Source organism: Vibrio sp. 10N.222.55.B11, assembly GCF_041473705.1.
Classification (GTDB): domain Bacteria; phylum Pseudomonadota; class Gammaproteobacteria; order Enterobacterales; family Vibrionaceae; genus Vibrio; species Vibrio crassostreae_C.
Genome location: NZ_JBFRST010000020.1, coordinates 216465 through 239636, shown reverse-complemented (window position 1 = coordinate 239636; position 23172 = coordinate 216465). Strand labels below are relative to the sequence as shown.

Annotated in this window: 23 protein-coding genes; 20 read left to right on the top strand and 3 right to left on the bottom strand. The window is 44.4% G+C overall.

Features of this window, described 5'->3' with window-relative positions; genetic code table 11:
* Positions 1 to 67: 67 nt before the first annotated feature.
* Positions 68 to 697, top strand: coding sequence for a tetratricopeptide repeat protein (locus AB4503_RS09475; RefSeq protein WP_017066842.1), 630 nt, complete (start codon positions 68 to 70; stop codon positions 695 to 697).
* Positions 698 to 722: 25 nt separating this feature from the next.
* Here AB4503_RS09475 and AB4503_RS09470 read toward each other — a convergent pair whose 3' ends face one another.
* Complete coding sequence (locus tag AB4503_RS09470; RefSeq protein ID WP_017063559.1) at positions 723 to 1067, bottom strand: rhodanese-like domain-containing protein; 345 nt, start codon at positions 1065 to 1067, stop codon at positions 723 to 725.
* A 125-nt stretch (positions 1068 to 1192) separates the two neighbouring features.
* Entirely contained in the window at positions 1193 to 2623 is a 1431-nt protein-coding gene (gene nrfA / locus AB4503_RS09465; RefSeq protein ID WP_029235145.1) for an ammonia-forming nitrite reductase cytochrome c552 subunit, read from the bottom strand.
* Positions 2624 to 3105: 482 nt separating this feature from the next.
* Here nrfA and nrfB point away from each other — a divergent pair, with 482 nt between their 5' ends.
* From nrfB to AB4503_RS09390, 15 genes are all read left to right on the top strand, one after another.
* A complete protein-coding gene (gene nrfB / locus AB4503_RS09460) occupies positions 3106 to 3690 on the top strand; it encodes a cytochrome c nitrite reductase pentaheme subunit (RefSeq protein ID WP_372114431.1) in 585 nt (194 codons plus the stop codon).
* A gap of 3 nt (positions 3691 to 3693) precedes the next feature.
* Positions 3694 to 4380 carry a cytochrome c nitrite reductase Fe-S protein gene (gene nrfC, locus AB4503_RS09455; RefSeq protein ID WP_017060985.1) on the top strand — a complete coding sequence of 229 codons (687 nt, stop codon included), beginning with the start codon at positions 3694 to 3696 and terminating at the stop codon, positions 4378 to 4380.
* Between the two features lie 2 nt (positions 4381 to 4382).
* The gene (gene nrfD, locus AB4503_RS09450) at positions 4383 to 5357 is read left to right on the top strand and encodes a cytochrome c nitrite reductase subunit NrfD (protein ID WP_372114430.1); all 975 of its coding nucleotides are present in this window, start codon (positions 4383 to 4385) and stop codon (positions 5355 to 5357) included.
* 128 nt (positions 5358 to 5485) lie between these two features.
* Positions 5486 to 7402: a heme lyase CcmF/NrfE family subunit gene (locus AB4503_RS09445; protein ID WP_372114428.1), complete on the top strand. Its 1917-nt coding sequence runs from the start codon at positions 5486 to 5488 to the stop codon at positions 7400 to 7402.
* Positions 7383 to 7937 (top strand): DsbE family thiol:disulfide interchange protein, encoded by a 555-nt coding sequence (locus AB4503_RS09440; RefSeq protein WP_004733376.1) that lies wholly within the window; start codon positions 7383 to 7385, stop codon positions 7935 to 7937. Before AB4503_RS09445 ends, AB4503_RS09440 begins: the two co-directional genes overlap by 20 nt.
* Complete coding sequence (gene nrfF, locus AB4503_RS09435; RefSeq protein ID WP_004733377.1) at positions 7934 to 8374, top strand: heme lyase NrfEFG subunit NrfF; 441 nt, start codon at positions 7934 to 7936, stop codon at positions 8372 to 8374. The genes AB4503_RS09440 and nrfF overlap by 4 nt, the downstream gene beginning before the upstream one ends.
* An 89-nt stretch (positions 8375 to 8463) precedes the next feature.
* Complete coding sequence (locus tag AB4503_RS09430; protein ID WP_372114425.1) at positions 8464 to 8640, top strand: hypothetical protein; 177 nt, start codon at positions 8464 to 8466, stop codon at positions 8638 to 8640.
* Between the two features lie 249 nt (positions 8641 to 8889).
* Positions 8890 to 9486, top strand: a complete 597-nt coding sequence (ribA, locus tag AB4503_RS09425; protein WP_004733379.1) for a GTP cyclohydrolase II — start codon at positions 8890 to 8892, stop codon at positions 9484 to 9486.
* 176 nt (positions 9487 to 9662) lie between these two features.
* On the top strand, positions 9663 to 10922 hold the full coding sequence (locus AB4503_RS09420) for an imelysin family protein (protein ID WP_372114423.1): 1260 nt from the start codon (positions 9663 to 9665) through the stop codon (positions 10920 to 10922).
* 111 nt (positions 10923 to 11033) lie between these two features.
* A complete protein-coding gene (locus tag AB4503_RS09415) occupies positions 11034 to 12422 on the top strand; it encodes a di-heme oxidoredictase family protein (protein WP_372114422.1) in 1389 nt (462 codons plus the stop codon).
* Positions 12423 to 12581: 159 nt separating this feature from the next.
* Entirely contained in the window at positions 12582 to 13643 is a 1062-nt protein-coding gene (locus tag AB4503_RS09410) for an imelysin family protein (RefSeq protein ID WP_372114420.1), read from the top strand.
* Positions 13633 to 14721, top strand: a complete 1089-nt coding sequence (locus AB4503_RS09405) for a DUF1513 domain-containing protein (RefSeq protein ID WP_372114418.1) — start codon at positions 13633 to 13635, stop codon at positions 14719 to 14721. The genes AB4503_RS09410 and AB4503_RS09405 overlap by 11 nt, the downstream gene beginning before the upstream one ends.
* An 80-nt stretch (positions 14722 to 14801) precedes the next feature.
* Complete coding sequence (locus AB4503_RS09400) at positions 14802 to 16340, top strand: murein L,D-transpeptidase (RefSeq protein WP_372114417.1); 1539 nt, start codon at positions 14802 to 14804, stop codon at positions 16338 to 16340.
* 198 nt (positions 16341 to 16538) lie between these two features.
* The gene (locus AB4503_RS09395) at positions 16539 to 17087 is read left to right on the top strand and encodes a YcbK family protein (RefSeq protein ID WP_017066830.1); all 549 of its coding nucleotides are present in this window, start codon (positions 16539 to 16541) and stop codon (positions 17085 to 17087) included.
* Between the two features lie 205 nt (positions 17088 to 17292).
* Positions 17293 to 17946: an MBL fold metallo-hydrolase gene (locus tag AB4503_RS09390; protein ID WP_017060954.1), complete on the top strand. Its 654-nt coding sequence runs from the start codon at positions 17293 to 17295 to the stop codon at positions 17944 to 17946.
* Between the two features lie 111 nt (positions 17947 to 18057).
* On the opposite strand, the gene AB4503_RS09385 is transcribed toward AB4503_RS09390, so the two are convergent.
* Positions 18058 to 18858: a DUF2982 domain-containing protein gene (locus AB4503_RS09385; RefSeq protein WP_017060955.1), complete on the bottom strand. Its 801-nt coding sequence runs from the start codon at positions 18856 to 18858 to the stop codon at positions 18058 to 18060.
* Between the two features lie 220 nt (positions 18859 to 19078).
* On the opposite strand from AB4503_RS09385, the gene AB4503_RS09380 reads away from it, so the two are divergent.
* The 4 genes from AB4503_RS09380 (at position 19079) to AB4503_RS09365 (ending at position 23153) form a co-directional block, all read left to right on the top strand.
* A complete protein-coding gene (locus AB4503_RS09380) occupies positions 19079 to 19471 on the top strand; it encodes a hypothetical protein (RefSeq protein ID WP_017060956.1) in 393 nt (130 codons plus the stop codon).
* Between the two features lie 551 nt (positions 19472 to 20022).
* Complete coding sequence (locus AB4503_RS09375) at positions 20023 to 21117, top strand: TRAP transporter substrate-binding protein (RefSeq protein ID WP_017060957.1); 1095 nt, start codon at positions 20023 to 20025, stop codon at positions 21115 to 21117.
* A gap of 197 nt (positions 21118 to 21314) precedes the next feature.
* The gene (locus AB4503_RS09370) at positions 21315 to 21860 is read left to right on the top strand and encodes a TRAP transporter small permease subunit (protein ID WP_017060958.1); all 546 of its coding nucleotides are present in this window, start codon (positions 21315 to 21317) and stop codon (positions 21858 to 21860) included.
* 9 nt (positions 21861 to 21869) lie between these two features.
* Complete coding sequence (locus AB4503_RS09365; protein WP_065585181.1) at positions 21870 to 23153, top strand: TRAP transporter large permease subunit; 1284 nt, start codon at positions 21870 to 21872, stop codon at positions 23151 to 23153.
* The last annotated feature ends 19 nt before the right edge of the window (positions 23154 to 23172 follow it).

Sequence of the window (23172 nt, the reverse complement as noted above, 5' to 3'; positions counted from 1 at the left end):
TAAACCTCGATCAATATTGTTTTAGTGAGAAAAAGGTACAGTAAAGCGTCAATGAAAGGAGAATGGAATGGATATCTGGTTACTGATTGCTTTGCTGCTAATGAGCCTATTTCTAGTGGCAATCGTGATCGCATCAAACAGAAAAACCAGTCATCTTAAAGGCAACCTCCTTATTTCATGTGTGGCGATATTAGCCAGCATTCTGGTTTGGTCTCAGATGAAACAAGAAGCCCCTCAACTTACTTCAAGTGACGACAGCAGCTATACAGCAACAGATTTCCAAAATGAACTTCAGCAGAGCCTGGAGCAAGACCCTAATCAATCAGACCTTTGGTTTAAGCTTGGTGGTGTTTATATGCAGAAAGGGGAGTTTGATGCTGCATTTACCTGTTACGACTATGCGATTCGTTTAGACCCACAGGCGCCTTCAGGGCTTTATGCAGCTAAAGCGAGCGCCTTGTATTACCTAAGTTCACAGGCGATGAGTGATGATGTGAAAGTGCTCTTAAATCAATCCATGGAGCTTGATCCGAACGATCGTACGGCATTGATGTTGATAGCGACCGATCACTTCATCAGTATGCGCTACCAACAAGCGATCGATGCTTGGACTCAAATTCTCGATTCTAACCAGAAAGGCATTGATCGTGTCTCTATCATCCATTCGATCAACCAAGCTAAGCAAATGATCCGTTAAACGGGCACTATCTGTAATTTCGAGATTATTTGCTTTCTTGCATCTCAATTAAACCGCCAGCGTTGTGGATCTGTGTAAACCCTTGAGCTTTCAAATACTGGTAAGCTTGTCCTGAGCGGTTACCACTGCGGCAATACAAAACGATAGGTTGAGCTTTGTCTATGCTGGCAAAGTGCGTAGCGACTTCAGAAAGAGGGTAGTTAATCGCATTGTCCAGATGACCTTGCTTGAACTCTCCTGGTGTCCTGACATCAACGACCAGCGCACCTTCCTCAATCATTTCCCACCCTGTTTCTGCTCGTTCTGAGGCGTGAAGTCCTGAACTTGTTAATGCGATGCATAATGCCGAAAGCGAAAGTAAGTGCTTCATTCTTTGTTCCTTGAATTAGCTAAAAGGTAATGTGAAATTGGGACGGTTGAGTGCGCCCAAATCTAAAAAACCAGCCACACCTTTACAGTGTGACTGGTTTTATCTTATTGGTCTATTTGAAGGAACTAGTATTCGTAGTTAGCTTCACGCTTTTCAGCTTGCTCTTCCCACTTAGGAACCACGGTGTCTAAGAAGTGTTGCTTCTCAGCATTCATCTTATCCATGTCCATTCCTAGCGCTTTCTGAGCGGCTTCTTTGGTTGAGATATCTGGAATCTCGATTGGATCGGTAATGCCTTTCTTCGCAAGTAGACGAACAATCTTAGTTCGCGCGTCTGCTGCGCGGTCAACCGCCGTTCCAAGAACCTCTAGGGCTACTTCAGGCGCGTGCATGTGAACACCATGAGATGCGATAGCGTAGTCCCAACGCCATTGCGCATGACGAATATCTTGTAAGATAGGTGCCATCTCTTGTTCTGTTGCGCCTGCTTCCCATGCTGCGCCTGCTTCAAAGTGAGCGGCTACGATTTGTTTCTCAGCGGTCAGCTTCATGTTTAGTACTTGAGCTTTGCGGCTTGAAACGATGTTACGCATGGTCTCTTTAGATTGAGTATGGCAGTTAGCACAAGTGTCTTCGAAGCGGTCAAACGGGTTACCTACTTTATGGTCGGTGTAAACGGTACCGTCTTCTTTCGTCACTTTAGGCATGTGGCAGTCAACACAAGCGACGTTGTTCTTACCGTGGATGCCTTCGCGCCAAGTTTCGTAACCTGGGTGCTGAGCCTTTAGCATTGGTGCTTTAGAGACTTTATGTGTCCAATCTTTAAAACCAATCTGATCGTAGTACTCTTCCATCTGTTCAACACGCGTCCCTTTATCCCAAGGGAATTTCACACCTTTTGTTGGACCCGTGAAGTAGTATTCCACGTGACACTGAGCACACACAGAGGCTTGCTGATCAAAGCGACCTTGCTCTTCGAAGTTCTTCCCAATCGCATCGAACGCACGTTCAACATAAGGACGAGTGATCTTTAGTGCAGGTTCGCCATTTTTAAAGCCTTCACTTTGAGTATCGTGACAGTCGGCACAACCAATTGGATTGACTATCTCGCTGCCAAGACGAGCCCATTTACCTTCAAAGTAGCCGTCTTCACCACGCTCTTCAATAACGCGTGCTACGTCTGGGCTTTTACAGCTCCAGCACGCCATTGGCATTGGGCCTGAATTTTCGTCGGTTGGTCCGCCAGTACGCAGGGTTTGTCTTACATCATCAACCGCATAAAAGTGGCCGCGGGCTTTGTTGTAGTCTTTCGCGAAACCGTAGCCCGCCCATAGAATAACCATGTTTGGATCTTCTTTTAGTGCGTCTTCAATGGCTTCGCTCTCTGACGTTTGTCTCCATGAATGGTATTGATCTGGGTGGTTTTGCTCGAACTGGTCGTTACGAGGATCACCAATTTCTTTTTGTTCAGACGCAGCAAAACTGGTCGCGCTTACTAGTGATGCGCTAACCATTAATAATGCTGTGACGGAATTACGTATCCAATGCTTTTTCACAGTGATATCTCCAATATACTGATTTTTATACCAAGCGTTGTGAGTTTGCTATTCAAATTAAGAACTGGAGAATTGCTGTTTATATTAATTCATAAATAAACACATTTTGTTACGTGTCGGATGTTTGCTTGTTTTAGATCAATTAATGACAGTGACTTCAATCACGTTGAAGTTTATATAGCCCTAAAGGGGTATGTGAACATCAAGTTAGACTGGTCTTATTGATAATTATTATCATATATAACAAATAATTACCCGACATGCCCTCACTATAAATAGGGTGATTGTGTTCACATATTACCCTTTGTATATTTCGCTTTACCTAATTAGGGGTATATTCTAAATATAGAAAGCGTTGTGGCTTATCCAAAATAAGAATTGATATCATTTAAGCGGTAATAATATCGTTTAAGGGTACTTTTGTTTAACCGGAATATTATTTAGTTGAGAGTTAAATAATGCCGGTATAAGGAAAGGATAAAATGGGCAATATTAAATTGGCCATAGTCATAATGCTTAAATCCCTTCTAGCATTCTGCCTCTATGGTTATTCCATTCATGCTGTTGCAGAGCCTGCTGTTACGCCGGTAGGAGAATCAACAAGACATGAAGTCGAATTAATCCGTGACAAAGACTACAAGTGTGTTCAGTGCCATAAAGATTCAAAAGAAACGGTATTGGGTTCACATGGTGAAAGTGCACACGCTTTGCTTGGCCGTGAAGTAAATTGTACCGACTGTCATAGTTCTATTAGCCCCGACCACCGCGAAGGCGCGCCTAAAGTGGTGAAGTATCGTGAGGCTCAATCACAACCAGGTACCGACAAAGTTTACCTAGACCCTAGCTTAATTTTAGATGCCAATAGCCAATGTATAGATTGTCACAAGCCTGATGAGCTGCGCGAAGCGAGCTGGACCCACGACGTTCACGCACAAAATTTAACGTGTTCAAACTGTCACGATGTGCATGCGAGTGAAGCGAAGGTGCTTGGCTTAGATAAAAAGCAAACCATCAAGCTGTGTGTGGATTGCCATTCAGACTTCAACCAGAAGAAAGAAGGGGAGTAATCTATGAGCTGCTCAAGAAGAAACTTTTTAGCTGGCGCGGGTGCTGTTATTTTCACAACTGGTGTTGCAGGTACTGCAGCGGTTACAAGCCGCAAAACGCTGGCTAATGTTCAGGAAGATGGCACCAAGCGTTACGGAATGGTTCATGACGAAACCGCTTGTATTGGCTGTACTGCTTGTACTGAGGCGTGTCGTGAAGTAAACAAAGTGCCTGAAGGCGTATCGCGCTTAGAAATCATAAAGAGCGAACCTCAAGGTGAATATCCAAATGTTGATTACCGTTTCACTCGTAACTCTTGTCAACATTGTGATAATGCACCTTGTGTGATGGTTTGCCCAACAGGCGCCGCCTATAAAGATGAGAAGACAGGAATTGTTGATGTACATAAAGAGAAGTGTGTCGGCTGTGGTTATTGCCTGCTAGCTTGTCCATATCAAGTGCGCTTCTTCCATCCTAAGAATAAGTCGGCCGACAAATGTAACTTCTGCCGCGATACCAATCTTGCGCAAGGTAAATTACCTGCTTGTGTTGAATCTTGCCCTACCAATGCGCTGATATTTGGCGACTTAAATGACCCTAAGAGCGAGATAAACCAGGTACTTAAATCTGAAGTGGTTTACAGAGATAAGGCTTATCTAGGTACTCAGCCAAAACTCTATAAAGTGCCACACCAAAAAGGGGAGATTTGATTATGAGTGCATGGGATACAGCGTTTCAATCAGGTACCGTGGTTTGGGACTGGATCATTGCTATCTATCTGTTTTTGGCGGGTATGTCAGCGGGTGCAGTGATGATCTCGATTTACCTTAAGAGAAAGGTGATTGAGGACGATCCAGCGAATAATGGTGTATTAAAGGCAACGGCTTTTCTAGCACCATTCGGGATCATCTCAGGTTTATTGATCTTGGTTTTCCACCTGACGAAACCACTATCATTTTGGAAGATCATGATCTTTTATAATCCGACGTCAGTGATGTCGATGGGTGTGATCTTATTCCAAGTGTATATGGTGATCCTATTTGTTTGGATCGGCATTATATTCCGAAATCAGATTGCCGTATTCTTGAGTGATCAAGCATGGTTAAAAGGGCGACTCGATTTTGTCAGTAACTGGATTGGCAAATTAGAATCTTTTGAGAATGTTTTTGAAATATTCTTAGCTGTGCTTGCGCTATTACTTGCGGCTTACACTGGCTTCTTACTCTCTGCGCTAAATACCTTCCCAATGCTGAATAACCCAGTGTTGCCGATATTGTTCTTATTCTCGAGTTTATCCTCGGGAGCGGCGGCATGTATTTTATTTGGTGTGTTGGTCTTTAAGGAGTCTCCGCATAGTGCGAGTATTTCTTGGATCCACGGGTTCGAACGTCCGGTCGTGATGTTTGAGTTGTTTGTTCTGATTACTTTCTTTACTGGGCTTATCTTCGCTGGTGGCCAAAGTGAGCAAGCCGTATGGAACGCAATCGGCAGTGGTTTCTGGGCGAGTTGGTTCTGGTATGGCGTAATCGGTGTTGGCATGGTTCTACCCTTGTTGCTGAATGCCGTTACACCAACCTCAATCCGCCATAGCTCGGTGTATATTTTCTCCGTGACTTCACTAAGCCTAATGGGCGTATTAATGCTGCGAACTTTTGTCCTTTATGCAGGGCAGTTAACTATAGCTTAATTTTGCTCAAGTTTATTAGTGAGCAGATGTTGGATACTAAATATCTGCTTATTAATGAACATGCTTTAAATAAACATGAGATGCGTGTTCAGATTGGCTCTGCTCAAGCGGAGCCTTATTGAGGTGATATGGTCGGTTCTTTGGGGCTGTTTAGTTTAGTGTTGGTTGCTGTACTCAGTAGCATTATTGGTGTGCATTCGTTTTATCAAATGCTAAACAAACGGACGCAAAATATAAGTTTAATCCGCAGTTTCTCTCTTTCAAGTGCATTGTTTTCTCTCACTTCTGTCGCATTGCTTGGCTATGCTTTTGTCAGTGATGACTTCTCTATTCTCTATGTCGCTGAACATTCAAATACTCAATTACCCTCATTTTTTAAGCTCGCAGCCGTATGGGCTGGCCATGAAGGTTCCTTATTATTTTGGGTACTGACTATCAGCGTCTGGTCTGGCGTGATCGCCTTACAAAAACACTATTCGAATGAATACCAAAGCCGAGTGCTGTGGGTGATGAACCTACTGCTCGCGATATTTGCTTGGTTCACGTTATTCGCATCAAATCCGTTTGAAATGAATTCGATCTTGCCGCTAGAAGGGCGTGACCTTAACCCAATGTTGCAAGATGTCGGTCTGATCTTTCACCCGCCATTACTTTACCTTGGCTATGTCGGCTTTTCTGTGGTGCTGGCATTTGCAGTTGCTGCTTTGCTGGTTGATCCTATTGAGTTTGATTGGGTTGCCCATTGTCGCAGTTGGTGTCTAGTCGCTTGGATCTTTTTAACCGCAGGGATCATTCTTGGCTCTTGGTGGGCGTATTACGAATTAGGCTGGGGCGGCTGGTGGTTCTGGGATCCTGTTGAAAATGCCAGCTTGTTGCCGTGGCTTACTTCAACAGCATTACTGCACATTCTAGGCGTTGCTAAGGGCAAACAACAGCTCTTGAAATGGTCTCTTAGCCTTGCTTTCATTACGTTTTGTTTGAGTATCTTAGGCACCTTTATTGTTCGTTCTGGCGTATTAACGTCGGTGCATGCTTTTGCTGTTGACCCAACCAAAGGTATCGCACTGCTACTTATATTAGTGTTGGTGCTCGTGAGCTCATTTTCTCTGCTTATCATTAGAGGAGAGTCTTTTGAATCTAACCCGATTACCAGCTTCGCGAGTAAGAGCTTTTTAAGCCTAGTCGCGGTGCTCATTTTTGTACTGGCGACCGCTGTTGTGGTGTTTGGTACGTTTTATCCAATGGTATTTGAACTGCTTGGGTTGGGGAACATATCGGTAGGTGCGCCTTACTTTAATCTGTTGATTGCACCTTTGGCTTTGCTTGCGTTGGCCGTCGTCGGCTTAGCCCCTTTGCTGAGTATTAAACCTCAAGCGACTAAAGGTGTTATTACGCTGATCGCTCTAGTATCTATTGGTCTAGGGTTCGCCTGTTACGCTTTGCAAGTCGAGCAGACCCAAGTGATGGTACTAATGACATGGTCACTCGCATTTTGGGTGTTACTCACTCATGTGTATGGCTTGGCGGTAACGCGCGGCGCTAAGTTCCAACGCAAAGTCTGGGTGATGACCTGTGCTCATGTCGGGGTTGCGGTGCTCGCCGTAGGCGCTGCAATGAATAGCTATCACTCGTTTGAGCGCAGTTATAAACTAAGCCCTAGCACACAAGTAGAGTTCATGGATTGGACGCTTTCTCATCGTGATACCGAGCTTTATGTCGCCTCAAATTTTACCGCAGAGAAGGCGATACTAAACTTAGATGCAGGCGATAAAAGCTTTACCATCGCGCCAGAAAGAAGACACTACCAAGTTCGAGTCATGAACATGAGTGAGCCTGCAATGAAGTGGTTCTGGCATGGCGATGTTTATATCACCATGGGCGAGAAAGTCGATTCCACCGCTTATGCATTTCGAGTGCAGTACAAGGCGTATGCACGCTGGATCTGGTTTGGTGGGTTGTTCTCCATTCTTGGCGCTTTACTCTCATTGACTCATCGTAAAAAGAAAACCGTTAAGGCGTCACAGTATGCATACCAGCGTTCGTAACAAGCTCATCACGCTAATTATCTTGGCATTAATGGTGGTGTTGGGTTTTGCCTTTGCGCTCAATAATAAGCAGCAATCGACGATTGTGTCGGAGCAAAAAAGGGCATTTCCAGAATTCATATCTACTGCGTTAGCGAATAGTGAAGGCATCAGTAGTAAACAGGAAATTACGTTGGCTGATGTCACTCAGCATCCTTATCAACTGGTTAATGTATGGGCTTCGTGGTGCGGGATATGTAAAACTGAGCACGCTTTTTTGCTCAAACTTCATGATAAAGGTATTCCAATTGTTGGGCTCAATTATCGAGATAACTCCGGGGCAGCGATCAATGTGTTATCGAGCGATGGCAATCCGTACTCAACGGTGATCAGTGATCCTCAAGGTAAGCTAGCGTTAGAACTCGGCGTAATCGGTACTCCTGAAACGTATCTGGTCGACGCTGACGGCCAAATCATTAAGAAGTTACTGGGCGTGATCAACGAATCAGTGTGGCAAGAAGAACTTGCGATGTATTTTGATGGTGCGAATGGATGATGAAGCCTTTAATACAAGCACTCGTTGTGCTGTCTACGCTTATGGTTATTAGTTTTCCGACTTTGGCAGAAGATCTGTTTACAGCCAGTAATAAGGACACGAGTATTCAAGTTGAACTGTTTGAGTTTGAAAACCCAGAACAACAGCAGCGCGCTATTACATTGGCAAAAACCCTACGTTGCCCGCAATGCCAGAATCAAAACCTGATTGAGTCGAACTCTCCAATTGCAAAAGACTTACGCCTCGTTGTATTCAATATGGTGAAAGCAGGGAAGAGTAATAATGAAATTACTCAATATATGACGGAAAGGTTCGGTGAATTTGTGCTCTATAAACCAGCAATGAGTGTTTCAAACTTATTACTTTGGCTACTTCCGAGCGTATTATTTCTCTTATTTATATATCTATCAGTAAAAAGTGTTAGAAAGAGCTCATAAAAATTATGTATTACTGTTTACCAATTGACCTGTATTTTGTAACATTAAAGGATTATAAAGGCTAAGCACTGTTATATAAGGATGTATCTGTGGATAACGTAATCTCAAATTTAAAGAAAGAGTTCCATACTCGTGTCCGATCTGACAAATGGGCAGAAAAATACAGTGCAAAGTCGAGCATTTCTACGCTTACTCAAGAAGAGTTAACCGAATTAGAGAACGCTTGGGTTCAGCTTGTCATCTGGAAGCAAACTCAAGTAAGTTGATCGTTCTGTAAAAAATCGTAGCCTTAGCCGCAACTGATTAATTTATAACCCCATGTTGGTCATTCCAATGTGGGGTTTTTTGTTACCTGAAAAATTATTGTTATAATATAACAATTAGTGCATGGTCGACCTTGAAAAAAATTGTTAACAGCCTCATAGTGTCTATCATTAGATAGTTAGCTACAAAATATTGCCTAGACATATAATGTAGTGTTGTTAAATACATCGAATTTTCAAGTGAGTATAGCTATGGCGGAAGTGCGTGCCAGAATAGATTTCAAAGTAGGGGTAACAAGCAGTATTGATGCTGAACTTCTGTCTTTTCATGGATTGAAAACAGATAAAGAGCATGTTGCTGTGATATTTAAATCAGCAGACAAGACACAAGACATACCTCTTGTTCGTATGCACTCTGAGTGCCTGACTGGTGATGTTTTCCATTCCTCTCGCTGTGACTGTGGCGAGCAGCTAGACGAAACCATTAGAATTATGGGTGAGACGGGTGGAGTGATTCTTTACTTACGCCAAGAAGGTCGTGGTATTGGTTTATACAATAAAATCGATGCATACCGCCTGCAAAGTGAAGGTATGAACACTTACGAAGCCAATAACCATCTAGGTTTCGGTGATGATTTGCGTGATTTTACTGAAGCGGCAGAAATGCTTCGTGCTTTAGGAACCACAAAAATTCGCCTAGTCACTAACAACCCAAAGAAAATCAATGAGCTGAAATCTTTTGGTATTGAGATTGAAGAAGTGGTGAATACCTCTGCTCATGTTAAGTCGGGTAATGAAAGCTACCTGAAGGCAAAAGTCTCACACGGTAAGCATAATCTGGATATCTGATTAGTCTCTTTGTTGCGCATAACATAAAAATGTTTAAAGACCTCACATATGTGAGGTTTTTTTGTATTTATCTTGCAATAAAATTGTAAGTTTGTATTATTCCAATCCGTAGTGCAAATGATAATGGTTTGCACTATTACTACGAATAATAATTTAAAGCTCAACAAGGATGCTTCATGACTATTAAATCTTTAGTGACAAAAGCCGTAACTTCGTCACTCCTTTTTGCCTCTGCTTCTTCTTTCGCAGCAGTAACTCAAGATCAAGTTGTAGAACATTACGCAGATATTGCTCATGCCGTGTTTGCAGATTCAGTAATTACAGCAAAAGCGTTGAACTCTTCTATTGATACCTTCTTAGCTTCTCCTTCTGCTGGCAATTTCGAACAAGTAAAACAAGCTTGGCTGGAGTCTCGCGTACCTTACCAACAGTCAGAAGTATTCCGCTTTGGTAACGTTGTTGTTGACGATTGGGAAGGCCAATTGAACGCATGGCCACTTGATGAAGGCCTAATCGATTACGTTTCGACTGATTACCAATATGAACTTGGTAACGAAGGCGCTAGCGCAAACATCGTGGCTAACAAGACTTTCCAAATTGGTCAGACTACCGTTGATGCAACCAACATCACCCCTGAGCTAATCGCAGACTTGAACGAGATCGGTGGTTCTGAAGCGAACGTAGCGTCTGGCTACCACGCAATTGAATTCCTACTTTGGGGCCAAGATTTAAACGGTACAAACAGCGGTGCAGGTGAGCGTGCTTACACTGATTTCGTTGTTGGCGCTGAGTGTACTAACGGCAACTGTGACCGTCGTGGCGCATACCTAAAAGCATCTGCTGAGCTACTTATCCAAGACCTAGAATGGATGGAAAAGCAGTGGGCTGAAGGCGAGAAAGGCAACTACCGTCAAGAGCTTCTTTCAGAATCTAGCGAGAATGGTCTTCGTAAAATGCTGTTTGGCATGGGTTCACTGTCTCTAGGTGAGCTAGCGGGTGAGCGTATGAAGGTTGCACTAGAAGCAAACTCTACTGAAGACGAGCACGATTGTTTCTCTGATAACACGCACAACTCTCACTACTACAACGAGCAAGGCATCTACAACGTTTACACGGGTCTATACAAGCGTGAAGACGGTACTCTGCTTTCCGGCCCAAGCCTGTTCGACCTAGTAGAGCAAAAAGATGAGCAAGCTGCGAAAGAGATTCAAAAGCAGTTTGACCTAGCACGTGCACAAGTTGGTCAGCTTGTTGTTTCTGCAGAGAAAAATAACCAGCACTTCGATCAGCTAATTGCTGCTGACAACGCTGCAGGTAATGCACTAGTAAACAAAACAATTGTTGCTCTAGTGTCTCAAACTGCTGCAATCGAGCGTGCTGCTGGTGTGATTGGCATTGATAGCCTTAACCCAGACACAGCGGATCACGAGTTCTAAGAACCCGAGCCGACACAAATGTAAGGGCTCTGATTGAGCCCTTAATTGTTTGATCCTCAAGAAAGCCACACCCACATAAAAACTAAAATCAAAAACACAGCAAGGCAATGTATGAAGTCGTATCTCTCAGCCTCACTATTAACCGCACTGTTTTTCGTATCTCCATTACACGCTCATGAAACCTACTCTGGCGGCAAAACGACCGTGAAGAAAGAAGGAGCGAACGCTTTTTCCCTTCCCGCAGCCAATCTACCAATGAGTAAGCGCTTGGATTTCAGCGTAGGTAATAGCTTCTTTAGAAACCCTTGGGTTCCTGCACCGTCATCAACCGATGCTCGTGATGGGTTAGGACCACTATTTAATACTAACGGCTGTCAAAATTGCCACATCAAAGATGGTCGTGGTCACGCGCCAGAAGAAGGAGATGAGAACGCAGTATCCATGTTGGTTCGTTTAAGCATTCCGGCTGAAACGCCTGAGCAGCGACAAGCCTTCATTCGAGATGGTGGAATTCCAGAGCCGACGTACGGCGGTCAGCTACAAGATTTTGCGCTTCAAGGTGTAAAACCAGAGGGCAAAGTGAACATTAGCTACACGGATGTTCCTGTTGAATTCAAAGACGGCACCGTCGTTACTCTGCGTAAACCCACTTTAAATATTACTGAACTTGCTTTCGGCGAGATGCATCCTAAGACCGAGTTTTCAGCTCGAGTGGCGCCGCCAATGATTGGTCTTGGTCTGCTTGAAAGTATCCCACAAGAAACGATTCTAGGATTTGCAGAGCAGCAATTTGCTGACAAGCAAGGTGTGTCGGGTAAAGCTAACTATGTTCTTGATGTTCAAACCAATGAAATGGCGCTAGGTCGTTTTGGTTGGAAAGCCGGGCAGCCAAACTTAATGCAGCAAAACGCGGCGGCATTTAACGGTGACTTAGGCCTGACAAGCCGCTTATTTCCGAATGAAAACTGCACATCAGCGCAATCAACCTGTGATGATTTTCCAAATGGTGGCGAGCCAGAAGTCAGTGACAATATCTTAGATTTTGTTGAGTTCTATTCGCAGCATCTCGCAGTACCTATTCGTCGTAATGTCGATAGCCCAGCTGTCGTACAAGGTAAAAAGCTGTTTAAAGACGCTGGTTGTCAAAGTTGTCACCAAGCTGAATTCCGCACGGCTGAGCGTGAAGGCTTGCCTGCATTGTCTAATCAGTTAATTAGCCCATATACCGACATGTTACTGCACGATATGGGAGAAGGCTTAGCCGACAATCGCCCTGAGTATCTTGCCAATGGTCAAGAGTGGCGTACCACACCACTTTGGGGATTAGGTTATACCAAAGAAGTGAACGGTCATACGTTCTTACTTCATGACGGTCGCGCAAGAAACGTTATGGAAGCGGTACTTTGGCATGGTGGTGAAGCAGAAATGGCAAAACAAAAAGTATTAGCTTTGAGTAGCAGTGAACGCGAAGCACTACTAGCGTTTTTGGACTCATTATAGGCTGTCTTGAATTCAGTTAAGCCAACGGCTTAGTTACTTAAGAAAACCGCTAACAAAAGACTGACTACCGCTGAACTTTTAGGAATACGAGGCCAGCGGTCGTTTCGTATTTAATGAACTCATATAATTAAAAGAAAAATTAGGAAGTAAGGTAACAGCATGACACATAAATTTTTGTTAATGCCTTTGTCGGTATTAATCATGGCAGGCTGCCAATCATCGGGTGAGCAAACGGCTTCATCTGAGGTTAACGGTGTCTCTTATCAAGCAGACACGACTGCTCATATCAGCCGTAGCGTGTATCAACAAGAGTTTGATTCAGCCGTGCTATTCGCTAAGCAAGCCGGTGAGCTGGAAGTCTTGATGCAGGGTTACTGTGAAACCAACAATATTGAGCTGGATGCGTTGGAAAATCAGTGGCAGCTCACCATGAACAGCTGGATGGCACTGCAAGGACAAGAAAGAGGCCCAACAGCGGCATTGGAACAGAGCTGGAATGTTCAGTTTTGGCCAGACAAAAAGAACACCACAGGTCTAAAAATGCGTCAACTGACTCAGCAAGATAAAGCTTGGTCACAAGATGAAATCGCACAGCAGAGTGTGACTGTTCAAGGGCTTGGCGCCTTGGAGTGGTCTCTGTACGACGAGCAATCGCCACTGCTTCAAGATAAAGCGCTAGGTTGCCAATCATCACAAGCGATTACTGAAAACTTAGCGATTAAGTCATCTTCGATTGCACAGGCATGGCAGGTTAACCCTTGGCTAGCGCTAGACGAGACTCGCTGGGAGTCTGAATACATCGCTTTATTGACCAACCAACTTGATTACAGCATGAAAAAGCTGAGTCGCCCGATGGCGAAAATTGGTCATCCGCGTCCTTACTTCTCGGAATCATGGCGTGCACAAACCTCGATGACTCAACTAAAAGCGAATGTAGCAGCACTTCAGAATTTGTACCTTGCCGATGGCCATGGCCTAGACGGCTTGTTGAGAGAGAAGGGCTTAAACGACCTAGCTGATCGCGTTGCTGACCAGTTCACATTGACGCTAGATACTTGGCCTACAGACTCAAGCTTGTTTGAGTTATTGCAGAGCAAAGAGGGCTATCGAGATGTGCTGACTCAATACAACAAACTAGAACGTTTGAAGTACCTGATTCATGAAGAAGTGGCGATAGAGCTTGGCGTGGTAATAGGATTTAATGCTACCGATGGTGACTGATAATACGCGAAGATCGTTACTCAAGGCTGCACTGGGTTGTGCAGCTGTTCCATTGCTTCCGTTTGGGTGTGCGACTCGAAAGGATGGGGTGAGTGCGTCGAACGATCCCCAACTGATTGGCTGTGCGCTTAATGGTCGTGGTCAATATTCTGCAGTTGTGGCTGACGAATTTGGCATGCCACTGAGCCAACTTCCCATCCCCAATCGTGGCCATGGCGTCGCGATTTGCCCAACCTCATCGCATGCGGTGGTTTTTGCTCGTCGTCCTGGTGACTATTTTATGGTGTTTGACTATAAAAACGGTCAGCAGATCAAAATGGTCGTCAAAGGTAACAACCGTCACTTCTATGGTCATGGCGTTTACTCATTAGATGGCAAGTTACTGTATGCCACTGAAGGGAAAACGGACAGCAGCCAAGGTGTGATTGGCGTTTACGATGTCGCGCAAGGCTATCGTAAGGTCGAAGAGTTCAGCGGTTTTGGTATTGGGCCTCATGAAGTGATCATCATGCCGGATGGTAATCTCGCGATCGGCGTTGGTGGCGTTCATACTGATGGTAGAACACCGAAAAACCTCGATTCGATGCAGCCGAGCTTGAGTTATGTTTCTCCTGAAGGTGTGTTACTTGATCAGGTTGAATTGTTGGATAAGAAGCTGAGCATTCGACACTTAGCCCATGATGGTGCTGAAACCGTGCTTTGTGGCCAGCAATATCGTGGCGAACCAGATGAGTATCCTTCGCTATTGGCGATGCATACTAAAGGAGGCCAGTTTGAATCACTTAACGCAGAGCCAGAGCAATGGGCAAGGTTCAATCACTATATCGCCAGTATTGCGGCGTCAGATGATTGGATTATTGCGACTTCGCCAAGAGGCAACTGCTACGGTATTTGGTCTAAAGAAACCAAAGAATTAGTAGAACTGTCTGCATTATCTGACGCTTCTGGTGCTGTGCTGCTTGATGGTGAGTTTCGATTAAGCTCTGGGGCGGGAAGTGTGGTAAGCCAGAGCAAGCCTTATGAGAAATCAACTCAGCAATCATCGGTCCAGTGGGATAACCATTGGAGTTCAATCTGATTTATAAAGCCTCTTAAAAATAACATGCTTACTCCCATTTCTTTGCCATACTTATGAGATGGTTGGTGATGGAGTTAAGCATGTTCGCAAAATACTTCTGTGGATTATTAGTTCTAGTTTCTGTGCACGCATGGAGCTATACGAGTTCTGACGAGAGCCGATTTATTCCGGCTGATTCAGAGCTCTCTTTTATGCTGATTTATCCAGAGCTTACCCAGAGTATTTATCAAGACTCATCCCTGCCTATTCTTTGGGACTCACCTGAACTTGTTAAGGCGTTTGAATTTCAATTGTCGCTTCTCGAACAAGCTCAAATGGCACCACTCTTCGATCGACAACTCAAGCAAATTCGTCACTATCAATCCCATGCTCAATGGCAAGAGTTGGACATATTACTCACCGATACTTTTATCTACTACCTGAGCTACGTTGAAAATGCGCCGCTTGCCGGTAAAGAGTGGTACTTCTCGGGCAAGCTGCATTCCAAATTACCTGCGCCTTCTCCGCATATTCTGATGAGATTAAAAAGCAGCGTTGCCAATGATTACTTATTGGAGATGGTGTTGTCTTACGCGCCGCCTGTTGGGGATTTTGACCAATTCAAAGCAACCTATTCGGTGTTAGAAACCGCCTCTGAACTCAATATTGAACGATATAGACAGAAAGGTTTGAAGCGCTTGGGTGACGAGCTTTCAGACAAAACGGTTCTTGTTGAGCGCATTGCTTTGGTTGGTGTTGATACCTCGATGATTGCGGTCGATTTACCCGAGTTCGATCGAGATCTGCAAACGGCGATTAAATCATTTCAGCGCATGCACGGCCTTACAGACGATGGGATCGTCGGGCCAGATACGATCAAATGGATCAATATGGGCTTTGATGATCGATTGACTTCATTGGCTCTGAATGCCGAGCGTGTTCGTTTGTGGCCTAGAGACAGAGACTCTCTCATCGTCGTCAATGTCCCTAGTTTTGATATGAAGTATTGGGAAGATGGTGAAGAGGTCTTTGAGTCCAAAGTTGTCGTGGGCAGAAAGTCGCGAAAAACACCGCTTTTAGAGATAAATCTCGATTCGGTCATCCTAAACCCGACTTGGAATGTGCCATGGAAAATCATGGTCAAAGACATCTTGCCTAAGGTGAAAGCGGACGAAAGCTATCTAGATACACACAACTTCCAAGTGATTGACGGTTGGCGCACTATGGAGACGGTCGACACCACTGAGATCGATTGGCAGACCATCAATTTCAATTCTTTCCCATATCGAATGCGTCAGCAGGCAGGCTCGCGTAATGCATTAGGTTTGTACAAGTTCAACACACCTAACAAGCGAGCGATCTATCTGCACGATACGCCAAGCAAAGGTCTGTTTAATGACGACTTCCGTGCTTATAGCTCCGGCTGCATACGTGTTGAACATGCAGAGGAACTCGCGGAGTTGTTATTTGCGACTAAGGTAAAGAAAGTGCCGAATCAGGATGATGAACTTGCGCCCAATACTAAGGTTCGTCTCAAGAAGCGAATTCCAGTGCATATCATTTATCAAACCGTGTTGTTTGAAGAAGGAGGCATACAATACCGCGGTGATATCTACCAATATGATAAAGAGGGCGGTTGATTGAAATATGGTCAAGAAAGGTGATCTTGACTGAAAAATGACAACCAAGCTTCTATTGATAAAATTATAATGAGTATCAATAACTAACCGTGCAAAGGTTACAAATACTAACGTTTTGCACGGTTTTTGTACGTTGACGCAGCAAATTCCATTATGTATCGTGCATTTTTCGTTCGATCTAATTGGTTTTTTTACTGTATGTCTCAAAGTTTATTTTCACGCCGTCAGTTTCTGACTTACGCTGGTGGTACTGCTGTAGTCGCCTCTCTTACTCCTTCTATCGCTTTCGCTTCATACCCGGATCAACCAAGAACGATTAGAATGAACAATCTTCACACTGGTGAACGATTAGAGACTTGTTATTTCGATGGCACTAACTATGTTGGTGACGAGATGGCACGCCTTAGCAAACTGTGCCGTGACTTCCGCCGCAATGAGATTCATCCAATGGATAAGAACCTGTTTGATCAGATCACTCAGATTCAAAATGTACTGGGTATTCAAAAAGAAGTTCAAATCATCTCTGGCTACCGCTCTCCAGCAACCAACGAAGCGTTGCGCTCTAAGTCGAGTGGTGTCGCTAAAAAGAGCTATCACATGCTTGGTAAAGCGATCGATTTTCGTATCGATGGTGTTGATTTAAAGGAACTGAGAGACGTAGCTAAAAGTCTGCAAGCAGGTGGTGTTGGTTATTACGCTCGTAGTAACTTCATCCACATTGATACTGGTCCAGTTCGCAGCTGGTAGAGCTAAGCTGAGTTATTGAGTGATACGGTAGGCACTTGTCAAAGTAGACATCCAATGTCATAGTTTGCCCAAATTTCAGTTTGTTCTAATAATTCGGTTTATTGCTGCTCAGTTTGTTGCTGTTTAGTTTGTTATTGTTGGGTTTGTTGCCAATAACATAGCGATATTCGAGTTGTTCACCAGATTCGCTCTTTAAGGTTTGTATATGTCTCTTAAGTATCAAGTTGTACCTGTTACCTCTTTTTCTCAGAACTGCTCGATTGTGTGGTGTGATGAAACCATGGAAGGCATCGTTGTCGATCCGGGCGGTGATGTTCAACAACTCGCGGCTATCATTGAAGAACTCGGTGTTAAGGTTGTGAACTTGGTACTGACGCACGGTCACTTAGATCATGTTGGCGGTACGGTACCACTTGCTGAGATCTTGAAGGTTGAAATTGTGGGCCCGCATAAGGCAGACAACTTCTGGCTACAAGGTCTAGAGAATCAAAGTCAGATGTTTGGTTTCCCACTGTGTAAAGCTTTTGAACCAAACACTTGGTTAGAAGAGGGCGACAAAGTCACTTTTGGTAATCAAGTGATTGATGTGATTCACACGCCGGGCCACACGCCAGGTCACGTTGTACTGTTCAGTGAGCAAGCTCGTTTAGCGTTTGTGGGTGATGTGTTGTTTAACGGCGCAATTGGCCGTACTGACTTCCCACAAGGTGACTTCAATACGCTTATCGCTTCAATCAAGACTAAGCTTTGGCCACTAGGCAGTGACGTAACATTCGTTCCGGGCCATGGTCCTGAATCGACATTCGGTCGCGAGCGTGCATCAAACCCGTTCGTCGCAGATGAAATGCCTCTGTACTAATTAAATCTTTGATTTTCCAACCGATTATTTGTGTCGATTGATTGAAAATGAAGCTTAGCTTTTGTCCTGAAAGCTAAGCTTTTTTATTGTGTGTGAACTTACTGGTAAACCTTAATCAGAAAGACGTTCAGCGGCAGCCAAGTAGCGTCGAGCCAGCCCCACAAACTCTTCTCCACTCATATTCAAATCATGGGTTGATATGAAAATGTCATAACCGTGGAAGCCCCTTTGATATTTCATTCTGTTGGCAAGCATCGCCTGCAATCCAGAATAGTTTTTAATCACCGCGTTTGGACTGTTTGTCTCATTCGGTGAATCAAGGTTGTCCTGTGATTGGTTATCGTTGAAATTTACGTTGTCGGTATTCTGCGACTCTTTGTATTGGCTTAGTTCGACACAGCCACTTTCAGTACAACGCGCATGGTAATGCGATGAGTCGAGAACCATATCCTCAAAGTTGGACTCTTTGCCTGCTTGTTTGGCTCCTAAGTACAAAAGTGCTCGTTGGCTGAGCAATAATTCACAAGTTATTTTAGGGCAAATCGAATCGAGGTAGGGCGAGTAATCTTTTACTTTAATTCCGACCCAGGGCAGAGGTTGATGCCAACCATCTTGTTCATAAGTGCAAAGACCAATTTTTTGGATGTTACTCCATTTTAAAACCCAACCCCCTTTGTAAAAGTGCTGCTGAAAATGAGTCGGGGTAAGTGTGAACATCACTCGGCTGCGCAGCATCAAATAGTAGCCAGTTCCCAGAAGCGCAATACTGCAAAAAGCACCCACGATCAGTAACTTTGGATTGTCACTGTAGAGCGAAACGATCAAGCAAATGAAGCCTAAAATAATGGCGAGGATACGGTACGAGCGAGTGAATGAAGGCAAAGAGAAATTACTAAGGTGACGAGTGTCCATAGGTAACACCAAGTTTTCATATTTTTGTCTGGATGGATAACCAGTGTATATGACCCTGAATTGATAAGTCGATGTTTAAATAATAGACGCTAGTAGACAATATCGGTATTTTTCGTCGACTTTCGACGCTTCACTCTACAAATAGCTCCTGTTTTTTGGTATAAATCGCGCTTCAAATTTTCACCACTGCGAAAAGAGCAGTGAACTGGAGAAATATTCAATGAGACTTGCTCATAAGCGTAAGGTGCAGGCTAAACTGCAGAAACGCACTAAAGCGGCTGTAGTTAAAGCAGTGGCAACGCCGAAAAAAGCGAAGCCTGTCGCAGAGAAAGTTGTAGCAGAAAAAACTGTAGCAGCAAAACCAGCGGTAGAGAAAGCAGTAGCAGCAACTAAAGAAGTTGCAGTAGCACTGACTCCTAAGCAACAACAAGTTCTAGACATCGTTGTTAGCAATGCTGAAGGCATTAACCCTAAAGGTATCGGCCTAGAAGCTGGTCAAGAAGACGCGAAAGCAGCTTCATGGGCAACAGGCGCATTGAAAAAACTTCTTGAAGAAAACCTAGTAGCGAAAGAGCAGCTAGCAGGTAACAAGGTTATCTACAAAGCTATCTAATCCTGTGGGATTACATTCGCTTCGTTAAGTTTTTAAGCCTCGATTTTCGAGGCTTTTTTGTATCTGGCACATTATGCCAAGTCCGAGCCCAAATCCAAGCCTAAACCTAGGCTCTATAATCTCAATTCCAATTCGATATACGGCTTAACTGATTAGTGTTGTCTCGTGCCAGAGCTTCGAATCAGCAAGCACTAAATTAGGGCGTTAGCTAGGTAGATCAAGAGAGCAAAGCCTTGATTTTTTCCCTAAAATACAGCAATGATTAGAGCTTCATCACGAAATGGCAATCAATTGTTAAGAGTATTTAATTATTAATACTTAGGTATTTATCAATAAGCATTTCTCTAGTGAATGGCCTCAATCCTTTAAAATCGACTTTACCTAATCATCTCCTACGTAGTTCTACGTAATCCTTTGGTCTAATACGCAGTTTGTGTGCGCCCGTCGTGCGTGCTCTCCCTGATATCTTGTTGCCTCATCACGGTGCACTCTTATGTTGAATCATAAAAAATGCTCATAGAAAGAGTGTTAACCCAACAAAGGACGTGAACATGAGTCTCATTTCTAACTCCCTCACACGAGTTTTTAAAAACGTTGCAGTAACTGCTGCGGCTTGTTTAGCTTTGGTCGCTACTGGTGCTACAGCCGCTGATAAGGTTTACCGTTTAAAACTTGCGGAAACTTGGGGACCAAACTTCCCAGTTTTCGGTGATGCAACCAAAAACATGGCGGCGATGGCTGAGAAGATGTCGAATGGTCGACTGCAAATCAGAATCGATTCAGCAAACAAACACAAAGCACCTCTTGGCGTTTTTGACATGGTTAAGTCTGGTCAATACGACATGGGTCACTCAGGCTCTTACTACTGGAAAGGTAAAGTTCCAAACACTCTTTACTTCACTTCTATGCCTTTCGGTATGACGCCAGCAGAACAATACGCGTGGTTCTATCACGGTGGTGGTATGGAGTTAATGGAGCAGGTTTACTCTCCACATAACTTGATGTCTTTCCCTGGTGGTAACACGGATATCCAGATGGGGGGTTGGTTTCAAAAAGAGATCAACAGCGTTGAAGATCTACAAGGTCTGAAAATGCGAATCCCGGGCTTTGCAGGCGAGATTCTTGCTGAGCTAGGTGCTAAACCGACGAACATTGCCCCAGGTGAACTTTACACGTCTCTAGAGCGTCGCACGATTGATGCACTAGAGTGGGTAGGTCCATCGCTGGATTTACGAATGGGCTTCCACAAAATCGCGCCTTACTACTACACAGGTTGGCACGAGCCGGGTTCAGAGCTTCAATTCCTAGTGAACAAGCGTACATGGAACAAGCTGCCTGAAGACCTACAAGAAATCTTACGTGTTGCAATGCGTACTGCGGCTTACGACATGTATACACAAGCAACGCACGAAAGTGGTAAGAACTGGGTTTCAATGAAGACAGAATACCCAGATGTACAAGTGAAAGATTTCCCACCAGAGGTTATGTCTGCTCTGAAAGAAGCGAACGATCGCCTACTGGCTGCACATGCTGAGAAAGATGAGCTAGCAAAAGAGATTCAAGCTTCACAAGCAAGCTACCTAGAGCAAGTACGTTCATGGACGGATATTTCACATAGAGCTTATCTAAATAGCCAAGCGAAATAATCGACAGTTGTTGAACTGAATCTAAATGAACCCGAAGCTTTTCTTATTGAGTATTTAAGAGTGAATAAGCCGAGGGTTCATTTAAAACATAATAACTAAGCAGGATAAATCCTGTATTACGCTCAAGAACCTTTTCTACGTCCTACAGCTCGTTACCTCAGCTGCGCGATGTCTTTTCAAATTCCATGGAGTCGGGAATGCGAAGTCTAATTTATATTGAACGCCTGTTTAATCGTATCGGTGACGCACTGGGATGGCTTTCCAGTATGTTGTTTATTTTACTTATCGCCAACGTCGTGTATGACGTTGTCATGAGATATGCCTTCAACGATGTCTCTATCGCCTTCCAAGAGATGGAGTGGCACCTCTTCTCAGCCGTTTTCCTATTAGGTGTTCCTTATGCCATCAAGGCTGGTGGTCATGTGCGAGTGGATGTGTTCTACGAGCAACTGAGCTTTAAAGCACAAGCGATTATTGACCTGCTTGGCACGCTTATCTTTCTACTTCCGTTTTGCCTGCTGGTGGCTTGGTTTGGTATCGATGTTGCCAAAGAGAGTTATGAACTGGGTGAAACCTCAGGCGATCCCGGTGGCCTGCCGTATCGCTGGATCATCAAAGCTATGATCCCGCTGTCATTCTTTTTGATGGCACTCAGTGGCGTAGGTTTGATCCTGCATTCACTGAATAAGATTTTTAATCCGCATCTTATCCATGCAAACAATATTCATACAAAAAACAAGTAGAGGCTGAACATGATTGGAATAGTAATGTTTTTCGTAGCCTTGTTTGCGCTTTTACTTGGCTTCCCAGTGGCGTTTACCTTTGGTGGTATCGCGTTAATCTTTGGTGTTTGGGCTGAGGGCATTGAAATGTTTGCCTTCATGCCATATCGAATTCAATCCATTATGGAAAACACGGTTCTGATGGCCGTTCCATTGTTTGTTTTTATGGGGCTCGTTCTACAAAAGACCAAGCTTGCTGAGCAGTTGCTTGAGTCTATGGGGCGACTGTTTGGCGGCGTTCGTGGTGGTATCGCAATCTCGACGGTACTCGTAGGTTCTCTGCTTGCCGCTTCTACTGGCGTGGTTGGTGCTTCTGTTGTTGCGATGGGCCTTATCTCCCTACCTGTAATGCTCAAGTACAATTACGACAAAGGCTTAGCCTGCGGCACTATTTGTGCGTCTGGTACGCTAGGGCAGATCATTCCACCCTCCATCGTATTGATTCTATTGGGTGATGTTCTAGGTGTTCCTGTAGGCGACTTGTTCCAAGCGGCGATTTGGCCGGGTGTGATGCTGGTCGGCGCGTACATCGTTTATATCTTGATATACGCGAAGCTACACCCTGAAGCGGCTCAACCGATTGAACGTGATGACTCTATCAGCCGTAAGCAAGAAGTGTTTAATGCACTGAAAGCGATTATTCCGCCTTTAGCGCTCATCATTGTTGTACTGGGCTCTATCTTTGCAGGTGTTGCTACGCCAACCGAGTCAGCGGCATTAGGTGGCGCGGGTGCGATGATTCTTGCACTGCTTTACGGTCAGTTTAGTTGGTCGATGGTCTACGACGCGTCGAAAGAGACGGTGAAAGTAACCGCGATGGTATTTGCTATCTTGTTGGGTGCAACGGCATTCTCAATGGCGTTTACCTACACTGGTGGTGACTATCTGGTTGAAGAGTGGATGCTACAACTGCCAGGTGAAAAATGGGGCTTCTTGATCATTACCATGCTGGTGATTCTGATTCTGGGGTTCTTCATCGACTTCGTAGAGATCTGTTTCATCATTGTGCCGATCATTGCGCCAGTTGCTGAACTGATGGGCATCAACATGACATGGTTCGCTATCCTTATCGCGATGAACCTACAAACCTCATTCCTGACGCCGCCATTTGGTTTTAGTCTGTTCTATCTCAAAGGCGTAGCACCTAAAGGTGTGACAACTAAGGACATCTACCGAGGCGTGATGCCGTTCATTCTGATTCAAATCCTCGTACTTGGATCACTTCTCGCTTTCCCATCTTTCTATGGAATGTGAGTGAAGCCAAGAATGTGAA